Origin of the sequence: Streptomyces sp. NPDC005963, assembly GCF_040638655.1 — a bacterium.
Lineage (GTDB): Bacteria > Actinomycetota > Actinomycetes > Streptomycetales > Streptomycetaceae > Streptomyces.
This window is the reverse complement of sequence record NZ_JBEXVD010000028.1, coordinates 77373-90546: the sequence shown is the minus strand read 5'-3', so window position 1 is coordinate 90546 and position 13174 is coordinate 77373. Positions and strand designations below refer to the sequence as shown.

General features: G+C 69.6%; 8 protein-coding genes and 1 tRNA gene. 3 read left to right on the top strand and 6 right to left on the bottom strand.

Translation table 11 applies throughout. The annotated features are described in order from the left end of the window. Positions 1 to 230: 230 nt before the first annotated feature. From ABZ348_RS28935 to ABZ348_RS28925, 3 genes are all read right to left on the bottom strand, one after another. Positions 231 to 953: a single-stranded DNA-binding protein gene (locus tag ABZ348_RS28935; RefSeq protein ID WP_358937952.1), complete on the bottom strand. Its 723-nt coding sequence runs from the start codon at positions 951 to 953 to the stop codon at positions 231 to 233. A 230-nt stretch (positions 954 to 1183) separates the two neighbouring features. Further along, positions 1184 to 3010 (bottom strand): GTPase, encoded by a 1827-nt coding sequence (locus ABZ348_RS28930; protein ID WP_358937966.1) that lies wholly within the window; start codon positions 3008 to 3010, stop codon positions 1184 to 1186. A gap of 14 nt (positions 3011 to 3024) precedes the next feature. After that, on the bottom strand, positions 3025 to 4632 hold the full coding sequence (locus ABZ348_RS28925) for a dynamin family protein (RefSeq protein WP_358937964.1): 1608 nt from the start codon (positions 4630 to 4632) through the stop codon (positions 3025 to 3027). 309 nt (positions 4633 to 4941) lie between these two features. Here ABZ348_RS28925 and ABZ348_RS28920 point away from each other — a divergent pair. Further along, positions 4942 to 5014 (top strand) — tRNA-Arg (locus tag ABZ348_RS28920). 117 nt (positions 5015 to 5131) lie between these two features. On the opposite strand, the gene ABZ348_RS28915 is transcribed toward ABZ348_RS28920, so the two are convergent. The 3 genes from ABZ348_RS28915 to ABZ348_RS28905 form a co-directional block, all read right to left on the bottom strand. Beyond that, complete coding sequence (locus ABZ348_RS28915; RefSeq protein WP_358937950.1) at positions 5132 to 5800, bottom strand: hypothetical protein; 669 nt, start codon at positions 5798 to 5800, stop codon at positions 5132 to 5134. Continuing rightward, the gene (locus ABZ348_RS28910; protein WP_358937948.1) at positions 5797 to 9213 is read right to left on the bottom strand and encodes a CHAT domain-containing protein; all 3417 of its coding nucleotides are present in this window, start codon (positions 9211 to 9213) and stop codon (positions 5797 to 5799) included. The genes ABZ348_RS28915 and ABZ348_RS28910 overlap by 4 nt, the downstream gene beginning before the upstream one ends. 136 nt (positions 9214 to 9349) lie before the next feature. Beyond that, positions 9350 to 10573 carry a hypothetical protein gene (locus ABZ348_RS28905; protein ID WP_358937946.1) on the bottom strand — a complete coding sequence of 408 codons (1224 nt, stop codon included), beginning with the start codon at positions 10571 to 10573 and terminating at the stop codon, positions 9350 to 9352. 860 nt (positions 10574 to 11433) lie between these two features. On the opposite strand from ABZ348_RS28905, the gene ABZ348_RS28900 reads away from it, so the two are divergent. Both ABZ348_RS28900 and ABZ348_RS28895 read left to right on the top strand, forming a co-directional pair. Beyond that, the gene (locus ABZ348_RS28900; RefSeq protein ID WP_358937944.1) at positions 11434 to 12087 is read left to right on the top strand and encodes a DUF4956 domain-containing protein; all 654 of its coding nucleotides are present in this window, start codon (positions 11434 to 11436) and stop codon (positions 12085 to 12087) included. Between the two features lie 188 nt (positions 12088 to 12275). Then, positions 12276 to 13031: a polyphosphate polymerase domain-containing protein gene (locus ABZ348_RS28895; RefSeq protein WP_358937962.1), complete on the top strand. Its 756-nt coding sequence runs from the start codon at positions 12276 to 12278 to the stop codon at positions 13029 to 13031. Positions 13032 to 13174 lie beyond the last annotated feature (143 nt).

Here is a 13174-nt window from a genome sequence, read left to right as displayed (position 1 = left end):
CGAGCCGACGTGCTGTTCGCAATGCTCCGCGACGGCACCTTCTACGACCCCCAACCCACCCCCACAGGTTGACGAAACCCATAGGGGCACCCCCCACCCCCTATTTCCTGTACACGGCCGGCCCCCTTCCTTCCTTCAAGGCATAACCCGAGCCCGCGAGCCCAGGTTTTGCCGGTGCCCTGGTCCCACAGGAACGACGGCGGCCCTGGATCAGGGGCAGCCGGACAGACTCAGAAGGGCGGCCCCTCGGTGGACTCCGCCGAAGGCACACCCGCACCCGCGCCGGACGCGGCGACGGAGAGCGCGAGTTGTGCGTCGTGTCCGCGCACCCCCTGATGTCCGCGCGTTTCCTCCAGTGGCTGTTCGGAGATCTCGACCGTGCCATGACGACCCGGGACAGGGCCACCGGGAGGGGACGCCCCCTCGGTGTCTCCCGGCTCAGGTGCCCTCGTCGCCCATGCACTCGCCACCTGTGACGCGAAGACACCCGAAGCGGCCCGTCCCGAAGCACCGCCCGCGCTCCTGCCCCCGTCAGCCACGCCCGGGCTCCTCACCAGCACACCGCTCGTGGGCTCGGTCGTTGCAGGTGCCCCCGTCCTGCCGCCGCGGCGAAAGGCGGCGGTACCGCGCGTCAGATCGTGTCCCACGGCCATGGCTTCGATGTCGACCGATGTCCTGCGCTGCCCTTCCCGCTCCTCCTCGCGCACGCGCAACCGACCGTGCACGACCAGCGGTTCGCCGACGGACACCGATCCGGCGAGGTTGATGGCGAGGGACCGCCAGGCGAAGACGGTGTAGAAGCCGGTGCGTCCGTCGATCCAGGCAGCGCTCTGTTTGTCCCAGCGCCTGGGGGTGACGGCGATGCGGAAGCGGGCCATCCCACCCCCGGCCGTCTCCCGGTACTCCACCTGTGTGGCGGCGTTGCCCACCACGGTCACCAGGGTGTCGTTCATCGCTCCCCGCCTCCTCCAACGGCTGATCCGGCATCCACGTGGGTGCCGGGGTGGTGTCGTGGCCCGCTGTCCGGAGCCACGAACACCATCCTGCGTTCGCCGAAGGGAAGCCGCTTGAGCCTGTGGATGAGCGCCCGATTGGGGAAAACCCCGTCACTCCCACGTGGGTACCGTCCTCGTACGACCCTTCTGACCAGCGGCCTCCGAGGTCGATTCACCGCCGACGGGGGTCACGGTGCCGCCGGAGCCCCCCGTCGGGCGCCGCCGACGGAACGCGGAACGCGCCCCCGGGTTCCGGTCACTGCGCCGGACTTGCCCGCCACCGTCGCGTACCGTTCGCGGACCTCGCGGTACCGCATCAGCTCCCCCGCCACCGGGTCGAGCACCCGCGCCCGCCCGCACCCCGCTGCCGCCTCCCTCAGTCGCCGTTCCGCGTCCTGCCCGTAGCGCCTGGCGGGACCCCGTACGGCGCCCGTACAGGCCCACTCCACGAGGGGGCCGCCCACGATTCCTGCGGCCATCAGCAGCGCGGGGACGATCAGGCCGGGCGGAAGGAATCCGATGATCTGTCCCACCAGCCACAGCCCGCCGTAGATCTGAAGCAGTGTCATCGCCGCCTGGGCCATGACGGCCGCCGGCCACCACGCGGGCCGCAACGGTCGTTTGCCGGTGGTCGTCGCCTCGGACACGGCCAGTTCGTCCAGGGCCTCCGGCAGCCCTTCGGCGCCGCGGACCGCAGCCTCGCGCACCGCCTGCGCCCAGGGGGCGGGCAACCCGGCCGCCGCCTCGTCGGCGACCGTACGGACCGCCTGTTCGACCCGTTGCCGAGCCGTCAGTTCTTCTTCGACCGGCGGTGCGGCCGGGGTCAGCGCGGCACCGGGCGTGCGCTTGTGCTCGTACCAGCGCCACAGGCGCAGCCAGGGCGTCCCGCAGGCGCGCCCCGCGTGGCGGCGCCATTCTCGTTCCGCCGCCTCGCCTGCCGCCTTGGCTCCCACCGCCTCGGCGAGGCGGGCGGCGAAGTCCTCCCGGGTGCGTTCGTCGAGTCCGGTCCTGCCGTCGGCCACGTAGGACGTGCGCAGTTTGGCCGCCGCCACGTCGACGTCGGCGGCGAGCCGGTGCGCGGCTGCGGTCCGTTCCTGGACGAAGGTGCCGATCACCTCGCGCAGTTCGTCGACGCCCTCGCCGGTGAGCGCCGAGAGGGAGAGCACGGTGGCGCCGGGTTCTCCGTGTTCGCCCACCGCCATGCCGTCGTCGTCGAGGAGTCGGCGCAGGTCGTCGAGGATCTGGTCGGCCGCGTCGCCGGGGAGCCGGTCGATCTGGTTGAGCACGACGAAGGTGACTTCGGCATGGCCGGCGAGGGGGCGCAGATACCTTTCGTGCAGTGCTGCGTCCGCGTACTTCTCCGGGTCGACGACCCAGATCACCGCGTCGACCAGCGCGAGTACCCGATCGACCTGGTCGCGATGTCTGACCAGGGCCGAGTCATGGTCGGGGAGGTCGACGAGCACCAGGCCGGAGAGTTCGTCGGCGCCGCCTGCGAGGGGGCGGCGGCGCAGACGGGAGGGGATGGCGAGCCGGTCGAGAAGGCCGGCGGCGCCTTCGGACCAGCTACAGGCGATCGGCGCGGCCGTGGTCGGTCGGCGCAGCCCGGTCTCGGAGAGGGGCACCTGGGCGAGTGCGTTGAAGAGGGTGGACTTGCCGCTGCCCGTGGCGCCGGCGATGGCGACGACGGTGTGCCGTGAGGAGAGCCGTTGGCGGGCGGACGCTTCGTCGAGGACCCGCCCGGCCTCGGTGAGTGCACCCCGGTCGAGCCTGGTGCGGGAGAGGCCGATGAGTTCGCGCAGGGCGTCCAGTCGGGCGCGCAGGGGGCCGTCGTAGCTACTGCCGATCGGTAGTTCTTCCTCGGCCGCCACCCGGTTGCCGGACGTCCGTTCCCGCGGGTCGTCGATGCGTTCGGTGGCGCGTCTGGCGATGAGCCCGTCGTCCCAGCGGGCGCCGTCGGCGGCCGGTGGTGCGGGTTCCGTTTCCTGGGCGGTCGGGTTCTCGTCGCCCGTGATGGCAGTCACCGCCGTCACCTCACCTTCTGGAGTACGGACAGGGCGGCGATCAGCTCGGCCTGCGGTTCTGGGGAGACGTCGAGGGCGTCGAGGGGGGCGAGTCGGCGGTCGCGTTCGCTGTTGAGCACGCCGTCGATGGAGGTCGCCAGCAGTTCGCCGCCCTGGTCGCGCAGGCGCAGTGCGCCTTGGGCGCCGATCCGTTCGGCGAGTTGCTCGCCCGCGGCCTTGGCGCGTCGGCCGCCGAGGAGGGCGGTTGCGACGAGCGCGGCGACGGTCTCGGCGTCGGGTGCGGAGGCGAGGTCGAGTCCGCGCACCTCTTCGTCTGCGTGTTCTTCGAGTTCCCGGCGCCAGCGGCGGACGGCGATGCCGATGCGTTCGGCGGCTTCGAGGTCCAGGCGTCCTTCGAGTACGACGTTCTGTGCTCCCGGTTCGGTGCGCCAGGCGTCCTGTACGTGCTCGTCCGCCGCGGCCACGGCGCATTGGACGAGGGCGCAGAGGCTCCCGACGAGGGCGTCGAGCAGTTCGGCGGCCGAGCTGTCGCGGGGGAAGCCGCGCCAGCGGGTGCGTGCGTCCCCCGCGAGTACGGAGCCGGCCTTGAGCTTTCGGTCGAGCCGCTCGCGTTCCCTGCCGTACGCCTCTTCGACGACGCCCATGAGGCGTACGGCCGCGGCGTACTGCCCGGCGACGGCGGCGGCGAGTTCGGGCATGCGGGCCTTGAGGGAGTTGATCACGCCCGTCGCGGTCCGCCCGATGGCCTGCTGTCGCGCGGCGGGGTCCTGCACCCGGTGGGCGAGCCAGGCGAAGAGGGGGGCGACGGCCGTGGTGGGGAGCAGTCCGCTGCCGCCGCCCGCGGATTCGGGGAGTTCGGGGATGGTGAATCGGGGTACGTCGCCGAGCCCGGCCTTGGTGAGGAGGGCCGCGTACTGTCGTGAGACGTCACCGATGACCTGGTGGGGCACTCGATCGAGCACGGTGACGAGGGTCGCGTCGTACTCCTTTGCGGTACGCAGGAGGTGCCAGGGGACGGCGTCGGCGTAGCGGGACGCGGTGGTCACCATGATCCAGACGTCGGCGGCGCAGATGAGCTCGCCGGCGAGGAGCCTGTTCTCGACGACGAGGGAGTCGATGTCGGGCGCGTCGAGGAGGGCGAGCCCCCGCGGCAGGGAGTGCGCCTTTTCGATGCGCAGGGCTCCGCCGTCGGGTGCCGTATCCGGGGCGGTCTCGGTGTCGGGTTCTTCGGCGTCGTCCTGCTGGGGCAGCCACACACGGGTGAGCTGTGGGAACACCCGCAGGTCAGCAAACCAGTGGTGATCGTCGGGGTGGCAGACCAGAACGGGGGTACGGGTGGTGGGCCGCAGCACTCCGGCTGCGCTGACGCGTCGTCCGACCAGCGAATTGACCAGTGTCGACTTTCCGGCTCCGGTGGATCCTCCGACGACGGCGAGGAGGGGTGCGCCCGGGGTCTTCAGGCGGGGTACGAGGTAGTCGTCGAGCTGGGCGAGCAGTTCGGTACGTGCCTGACGTGCGCGGGGTGTGCCGGGAAGGGTCAGAGGGAGACGCACGGCGGCGACACGGTCGCGCAGGGCGGTTAGTGCGTCGATCAGCTGGGGCCGTGCATCCAAGGTCACCACATGGGAAGAATGCCTAATTTTGGCCGCTTTTTGAAGCGTATGGGAATGTCTGCGCGCCGGTCGGACACTTGCGACACTTGGGATGAGTGGGGCGCAGGCATAACGAGTGCACAACACCCAGGACGCGAGACGCCAAAAGCGATGCAGGAATCGCACCTGCCTGCGATTATCGGTTCGCTTCACCGAACCTACACAACGTGCCACGCAGGTGAAGCAACCGGGTCAAGGCGACAGGAGCCCTATCCTTGTGCCCGGCAAGGTCTCGGACCCCAGGGCTCCGGTAGCCGCGGCCACCAACCGGCCCCCGTAGCTCAGTGGATAGAGCAGGCGCCTTCTAAGCGCTTGGCCGCAGGTTCGAGTCCTGCCGGGGGCACTCTTCTTCGCTCGCTGCCAGACCCTCTCGCAGAGGGTCTTTTTGCTGGTCAGGGACTTTCAGTGAGCGCGCAGCAAGATCCGCCCGGTCAGGGAGTGATCGCCCCGTGGGAGCAGATCACTCGGCCAACACGATGGTGTGCGACGACGGTGCGAGCCGGGCCCGGTAGCGGCGGACGCCCCATGTCCGGTGCTCCAGCTCCGCCGCGATAAGCACCTCCGCCGTGTTCGTCCGGTCGGGCACGAGCTCGACCAGCGCGGCGACCGGGTGATCGCCCGCGAGGGGGAAGCGCTTGACTCCGCGGAACTCCCACTGGGGGTTCGACTGGGAAGTGCCGTGGCCGCGGACTATCCACTCGTCCGTCGTGGTCTCCGTGCCCGCCGGTCTCTCCACGCCCACGCCCAGCACGCCCGTCGACACGGTGAAGGACATTCCCGTACCGGACCCCACCAGTGGGCGGGTGCGCTCGCCGGGGTCGATCAGGCGTGCGACCGGCTGTCCTTCGCCGTTCGGCGTGGACAGTGCGACGCCCAGGGACGCGTGCCGGAAGACCCCCTTGCTCTCCGGTGTCTCGGGGCGGAACGAGCACACCATCAGCAGTTGCCGGAACGCCCGGTCGGACGCGCCGCTGACGTAGGACAGCCAGTCCGCGGGCGCGTTCGGATGGTCGGCGGGCAGCAGGTCCCAGCCGAAGGTGAGCCTTCCGCGCAGCGGCCCGTCGTCCCCCGGGGTGCCGAGCGTCCGTTCCGGGAGGAGTTCGACATCGTGCAACCGGATTTCCGTCATGGGCTGGCTCCCTTGCTCCTGCCGTGCAGGTAGGTGAACGATCCCCAGTCACGGTAGTGGGAGTACTCGGCACGGGTGGCGAGTTGGGCTTCGCGGAAGGCGTGCTCGGTGTCTGCGCCCTGCGCGATCCGCAGGTGCATATGGTGGTGGAAGTAGGTGGCCGGCTCCGGGCGCACGGGCCACAGGCTCCCGACGACGGCCTGCACTCCGGCGGTGATCAGCGCCGCCGGGATGCCACGGATGTTGTCTCCGCGGTCGAACCGACCGAGCCCCGACTCACACGCGGCGAGCGTGACCAGACGTACGCCCCTCAGATCGAGCTCCAGGAAGTCGTAGGCGAGCACCCGACCGTCGTCGTCCTGTGCCGGAGTGAGGTAGAGGCAGTGCAACCACGGCGCGTCCCGGTCCAACGTCCCGTGTACGGCGATGTGGACGACGTCCGCCGTGGACAGTTCGGCGAGCAGCCGAGCGCGCGTGGCCGCAGGACCGGTGATGGCCTCCGCCCCCACCGCATCGGCGACCCTCCGCCCGTGCTCCTCCAGCGCCGGTTCCGCGTGCAAGCCGAAGGGAACGCCCCCGGCTGCGGAGGTCAGTACAGCGGTGCGCCCCTGTCGGGCGGGGACTTCGACGGGCGCCAGGGACTCCAGGCCGGCGATGGTGGTGACCGTCCAGTCGTCGGCGATCAGTCGACCGGCCACGCTGCACAGGGCGACCGGCAGATAGTGCAGGGCTCCGTGCGGCCAGAGCAGGACGCGGTCCTTTCCCCGGGCCCGCCACTTGTCCCACAGTTCGCCTCCGAGCGGTAGGTCGGTCCCGCCCAGCAGCCGACGGCCCTCCGGAGTCACATCGCCGAACAGCGGGGCACGTTCGATCTCCGTCCTGATCGCCTCGACCGCGTCCGCCACCGGGTGCCGGTCGGCGTTCTCGTCCGCGCCGTCACCGAGGTGCACGATGACGTCCCGGCTCTGCCTGGTGAGGACGAGCAGCACGGCCGCTCCGTTCACTGCCGTGGGCAGGAACCACGTCAGCAACACGGTCCGGTCGTCCAGCAACTCGTGGGCCTTCGCCCAGAGGTGGGGGTCTTCCAGGAGCGTCGTCGAACGACGCCTCAGCTCGTCATCGACGAACGACGAGATGCGCCAGCGCAAATTCCGGGCGATCTGCGTCTCGTCCTGGCCATCGGGACGGCGGTCGCCGTCCAACACGTTCAACAGGTTCAGGGACGCACCGTTCAGGGCTGCGGGCGACTCCAAGTCGCGGAGCTTGCCGATGAAGTGCTGGACGTACTGGGGCAGCACCAACGGGCCGTCGATCCGCCACCACGCACCCCACTCCGCCCCCTTGCCGGCCTGGTGCAGCCCGAGCATCAGCTGCATCGGCTGCGTCTGGCTGTGCACCGTCAGCTGCCACACCGCCGAGTGCACGAGATCACGCAGCACCCCGCCGAGTTCGGGTGCACCGCTCGTGTCGATGTTCGGCGCGTCCACGATGATCGTGTACAGCGCGCCCTTGAGTTCCGTACCGCTGAGTGCGGCCATGCGCGTGACGAAAGGCACCAGGCTCGCCTGCGCCAGTTGTTCGAAGCCGAGTCCCGCGTACCCCAGCGCCGCGTACATGTAGTAGCCCCAGGGGAACGTCACCGGGCTGGAGACCGGATCGCCCGACAGCGCGGACTGGTGGTACAGGTCCGACGTCAGCAATTGGACCTCCGTGCTGCGGCTGGGGGCCGCCTGCTTCAGCAGGGTGATTCCCACGGCCGGCCGCCCCAGGTCACGGGCGTGTGCGGACGCGTGCAGCAGCGCCGCCGATCGCTGCGCCGGTGTCCAGGAGTCCGGGAGGACGGGCGCAGCCGCTGCACCCGTCCCATCCGCAGCGGTGCAGTCCGTGGGGTCGTCGGGCAGCACGTGCAGCCGCGCCTCCATCAGTTGCCTGCGGTGGGCGGAGTCCTGGCGGACGTCGAGCTGCTCCGCCCAGTCCAGCACGGTGCGCAGGAGCGCCCGGTCGGTACGTTCGCGGGCCAGGTTGACGCCCTGGCTGATCACCTTCGCGGTGACGGCCTTGCCGTGGGTGGCGACGAACTCGGGCAGGGGCGTCCCGAACACCCCGTTGAGCACCCCGTCGACCGTGGCCGGGGGAACGTCGTGCACCACTCGGAGGAGGAACAGGGCGAGATCCGGCTCGCCGGTGGTGGGCGAGTCGTGCCACGCCGACAGCGCGGACCGAGCCGCACCCTGGTGCACGCCGTCCTGGTCCGCGAGGACCTGGGCCAACGACGCCCACAGCCGGGCGCTCCGCGCGCCTGCGTCCAGTTCCAGCGCCCGCACCGCCAACTGTCCCGCCTCGACCACCAGCCGGTGGGACTCCCTCTGGAACGGCTCCTTCTCGGTGAACCACGTTCGGTACAGGTCCGCGGAGAGTCGGGCGGACCAGACGGTCAGGACCGCGCGGTCGTAGTGGTCCGCGGCCAGGTCCAGCGGTCCCCGTGTGGCCATCCGCAAGCGGACAGCGGTCAGCAGTAAGGATTCCAGTTCGACCGGGTCGCTCGCTTCGTCGATCAGTCCACTCAGCAGTGCGTCCGCGTCCTCGTAGAGCTCTTGACCGCCCCGGTCCGCCAGGAGGTCGACGGCCGCCTCGACGGTGTGGAGTGCGGCGGTCCTTCGGGGTGCCTCCCTCGCGCAAGCGTCGGCGATCTCGGTGACCAGCCGCCAGTAGGCGTACATGAGTTCGACCATGCCACGGTGATCGAGGAACTCGTCCCGGAACAACGTGTCCAGCATCTCCTCGTCGGACATCGCGCCGTATTCGGCCAGTTCCTTCCGGAACGTCTCCATGTCACGCGCCCGTCCCTTCGCCTCCTGCAACGAGAGGATCCGATCGCACACACACTGCGCCAGTTCCAGCGTCGTGCCGACCGGGTTGATGACGAACGTGGCCGTCGGCACACCGTCCGCCGGGGGCAACGGCTCACCGAAGCGCACCGAACCCGCGCACACCATCCCGTTCCGCATTTCGAAGAGCAGCGCGCCGTGCAGATCGTCGACGGCGGGCAGTACATGGGAGACCACGAGCATGACCGAACCCGAGGCGTCCGCCTGCTCCTGCCAACCCGGCGGCCCCGCAAGGTCGAGGTCGTGGACGAGGTACGCACCATCGGGGCCTCGGACCGAGAGGGATCCGCCGGCGTCCCGCACGACGCACCAGCGGTGGTCGACAGGACGGTCGAAGGGCAGTTCCTCCAGTGAGGGGGCCGGCTGGAAGCCCCACGCGTAGGCGCGTGCGAACAAGCTGCCTCCGGCCCCGTCCCCCGTGGTGAACGGGTTGATGCCGGCCAGCCCGACCGCCAGGCCGGCGTATCTGACCCCGGCCAACTCCAGCAGGAACGCCCACCCGGTGACCCCCCGCGACAGTCGCATACCGCCCCCTTCGCGACCACCCGTCATCGACGGGGTCAACAGTGGCACAGCGACCGGCGACCGGCCCGGGGCCGAGTCGGATCACCGCGAGTGCTTCCGTGATCCCGCCGGGCAGACGGGACTTCGAAGACACGACCTAGATCGCGTAGTGCCAGCGGGTGACCATGTGGGCGCCGTACCAACAGCCGAAGAGGGTCGCGGCGGTCAGGGTGATCATCAGGGTGCGGGGGCGGGCGGTGGACAGGGCCTTGGCCAGGGGCAGGAGGAAGAGGACCGCGGGGATCAGCAGTCGGAGTTTGGAGTGGTAGTAGTTGCTCTGGCCCAAGGTCAGCACGAGCACGGTGGTGCCGTAGACGAGCAGCGGGGGCCAGGCGTCGCGGCGCCAGGCGATGACGGTGGTGCAGACTGCGGCGATCAACAGGACCGCCGTGCTCACGGACACCCAGCCGTCACCGCGTTGGAGTGTCTCTCCGAGGAACCTGAAGAAGGACGTCCCGTTGTCCCAGCGCGTCCCCCAGCCCGCTTCCTGGATGACGAACCACGCGTTCAACTGGCCGGCCCGATTGCCCACCCAGAGCAGGTAGAGGGGAGTCCCGACACAGGCCAGTGCGACCGCGGCCAGGAGGCGCCAGGTGGGGCGTCCGATACGGCGGATCTCCAGGACCACCGCGATCACCACGGCGAGGGTCAGGGCTGCGGCTGCCGGTCGGGTGAGGCCCGTCAGCAGCGCCAGGGTGCCGGCGGTGAGCCAGGCGCGGCGGTGGGCGGCGAGGAGCGTCGCCGCGGCCAGGGCGAGGAACAGCGACTCGCTGTACCCCATGAAGAAGGCCAGGGCCATGGGTTGGGCGCCGGCGACCAGGATGATGGCGATGGTGGCGGTCCGCCGCTCATGGAGCCGGGTGATCAGGGCGTGCAGCGCCAGGAGTGCCGCGATGAGGGAGAGATGGGCCACGGCGATGGCGGCTGTACCCGCCTCGATGCCCGTCAGCTGGTGGAGACTGCGGACGAGGAGGGGGTAGAGCGGGAAGAAGGCCAGGTTGTTGCCGGCCGGCTCGTGGTTTTCGTCGTAGCTGAAGCCGTTGGGGTAGCCGTCGGCGGCTATCGAGGTGTAGAGCTGGCCGTCCCAGGAGAGCAGCCGGTCGCGTAGGCCGGGCCCGCCCGGGCTGATCATCGCGGAGAGGATCAGCAGATGGGCGGCGACGCTGGTGGCGTAGACCGCGAGGACCGTGCCCACGGTCCTCTCCCACCCCTTCGTCGACGGCAGCGACAGCCGGGGCGACGTCCCGATTCGGGAGCGGAATCGCGCCCGGGGCACGGCGGCGGTCGTCGGGCGTGCGTCGCTCTGCGCCTGATGGGACATCGACTCCTCGCAAGGTCGGTTCTGCTGGCCTTACATCCAGGAGCCGGAAAGGGACGAGCGGGGCGAAACAGCATCCACCCTGCCGGTTTTCATACATTCACACTACGACAGGCGGCTCTCGCGCAACACCACCGCGTCATGATCACCCGCGGTGCGGGCCCCGAGCCCACTGCGCGAGCCCGGAGTCATGGGGGACTGAGGACGAGGGACGCCGAGCGGTGTCCGTCCGCCCCGGTCGACGGGCGGGCACGGGGGACGTATCGATCGACCGGGATCGGATCGGCACCCCCTGCCGGCAGTGCCGCGCCCGCCCGCAGGCGCCCGGGCATCTGCGGGCGGAGGAGCACCGAGCGGAGAAACACCAGGTGACTGCCCCACCCGATGGGGCCTGTCCGGGGATTTTCGGAAACCTGTGCATCTCCGCAGGATGTATCGCGATCCATGCTTAGGAACCGGAGAGTCAGATCGACCACCCTTACACCTATCCATAAACATGGTCGATCCAGCAAACTTCACTTGCCGGGCAGCCCGACGGATTTCCCTGAGAGACATCTCATAAATAGCACAACATGGCCTCTGACATGCAACGACATGGAAATCGACGCTTCCGTTCGGTCACCCGAACGGGATTTGGTGAATCGATGCCATAGGTCGACCACTGCACCCCTTGGGCAAGATCGGGAATTTCAGTCTTTGAGTTGTCGTGGGCCATCATGCAGGGGGGACTATGTGGCCGAAAATCGCCCAGCAGCCCCTTTTACATAAACGGATATACCCTTTCCCGTTTCTTTGCAATGCATTCGCCTAGGATTCGCGGAAATCCAAATCGCCCACTCAATCCCCTTAGGAGGTGTGCAATCTTGGAGTCCCTGAGACAACTCGCCACGCACCTTGTTCTCGATCTCGTCACCGTGTCCCTGTTGGCCTTCGCCGTGTACTACCCGAGGCACCGGCGCCGGGACCTGCTGCCGGCCTACCTCGCGTTGAACGTGGCCCTCTTCACGGTCGTCGCCGCGCTCGCGCAGGTCGGCGGCAGCGGCGGCACGGCATTGGGATTCGGCCTCTTCGGCGTGCTCTCGATCATCAGGCTCCGCTCCGACTCCATCCAGCACGAGGAGGTCGCCTACTACTTCACCACCCTGGTGCTGGGCCTCCTGTGCGGTCTCCCGCAACTGGACATCCGGCAGGCCGGTGCGCTCTCCGCACTGCTGCTGGTCGTCGTCTACGCAGCCGACCACCCACGTCTCTTCGCCCGTGCCCGCCGTACGGTCGTGACCCTGGACTCGGTCTACGGCAACACCGCTGAACTCCGGGCCGATCTCCACCGGCGCCTCGGAGAGCCCCTCAACTGGACCGTCATGGAGGTCGACTACGTACGCGACCTAACCGTGGTGGACGTCCGCTATCGCATACCGCAGGAGGTCAAGAAGGCAACCGCCGGCAAGCACCACCCCGAACCGGAACCCACCGCGTCGCTCCCCCGCACTGCGGAGCCGTCGCTGGAGGCGGTGTGACCACCGTCGCGGCCCAGCGCCCCGACCACGACGGCACACCGGCGGCCCTGGACTCCGCCGATGCACCGACGACGGCCCCTGACGACGGTGCTCCCGAGCAGGAGGAGTCCGTACGCACTCCGTGTCACACGGCGCAGGACGACCGGGAACCGTTCCTACCTGGCTTGGACGACATCGCCTGGCCGGTCATGAACGCCCGCTCCATCTCGCTCGCGGAGGTGAAGGAGCGCGCCGAACTACTGGCCCGCTTCGATCAGGCGTATCTGGTCCCCACCCCGATCTTCGCGGCGCTGACCGCGCATCTGACCGACCCCCGTCGACCGCAGGGGCCGTTCCGCGCGCTCACGATCGACGGTCGTCGCTGGTTTCGCTACCACTCCGTCTACTACGACACTCCGGAACTGCGGTGCTTCCACGAACACCGGCAGGGCCGTCGACTCCGGTTCAAGATCCGCGAACGGGTCTACCAGGACTCCGGAGAGCGCCAGTTCGAGATCAAACTCAAGGGAGGGCGCGGCGAGACCGTCAAACACCGCCGTCCTCTCACCGGGCACGACACCCCGCTCGATCCGACCGCCCGGAGCTTCCTCGCCGATGCCCTGCTCAGCGCGTACGGCATCGCGGCACCCACCGTGCTCTCCCCTTCGGTCACCACCGACTACCAGCGGGCCACGCTGGTCTCCGACGGCGAGCGCATCACCTGCGATGCGCGGTTGCGCTGCGACGACGTGCGGGAGGGTGGTGCCGTCCGCTGTGATCCCGGGCTGGTGCTGGTCGAGACCAAGACCACGGGCCATCTCACCGAGGCCGACCTCTTCCTGCACGCACACGGTGTGAGGCCGGCGGTGTTCACCAAGTACTGCGGATCACTGGTCGCGCTCCGGCCGGGACTGGCGGGTGGCCGTTGGCGACGGGCCGCCCGGCGCGCCTTCTCCGCCTCATGAACCGGCCGGTGGACCCGGTGTAGGCACATTCGTTCCACGGGCCCTTCTCTCGGCGAACTCCAAGGGCCCGCCCGAACCGTACGCCGCCGCGAACGAAGGTCACGGCCCCCAGCCGAAGTTCGTCGCCTGCGTACGAGGTGGAG

Excerpts from the sequence above, each read along its gene's own strand:
- ABZ348_RS28935 (WP_358937952.1), bottom strand. The coding sequence starts at position 953 with ATGAACGACACCCTGGTGACCGTGGTGGGCAACGCCGCCACACAGGTG.
- ABZ348_RS28910 (WP_358937948.1), bottom strand. The coding sequence starts at position 9,213 with ATGCGACTGTCGCGGGGGGTCACCGGGTGGGCGTTCCTGCTGGAGTTG.
- ABZ348_RS28915 (WP_358937950.1), bottom strand. The coding sequence starts at position 5,800 with ATGACGGAAATCCGGTTGCACGATGTCGAACTCCTCCCGGAACGGACG.
- ABZ348_RS28905 (WP_358937946.1), bottom strand. The coding sequence starts at position 10,573 with ATGTCCCATCAGGCGCAGAGCGACGCACGCCCGACGACCGCCGCCGTG.
- ABZ348_RS28895 (WP_358937962.1), top strand. The coding sequence starts at position 12,276 with ATGAACGCCCGCTCCATCTCGCTCGCGGAGGTGAAGGAGCGCGCCGAA.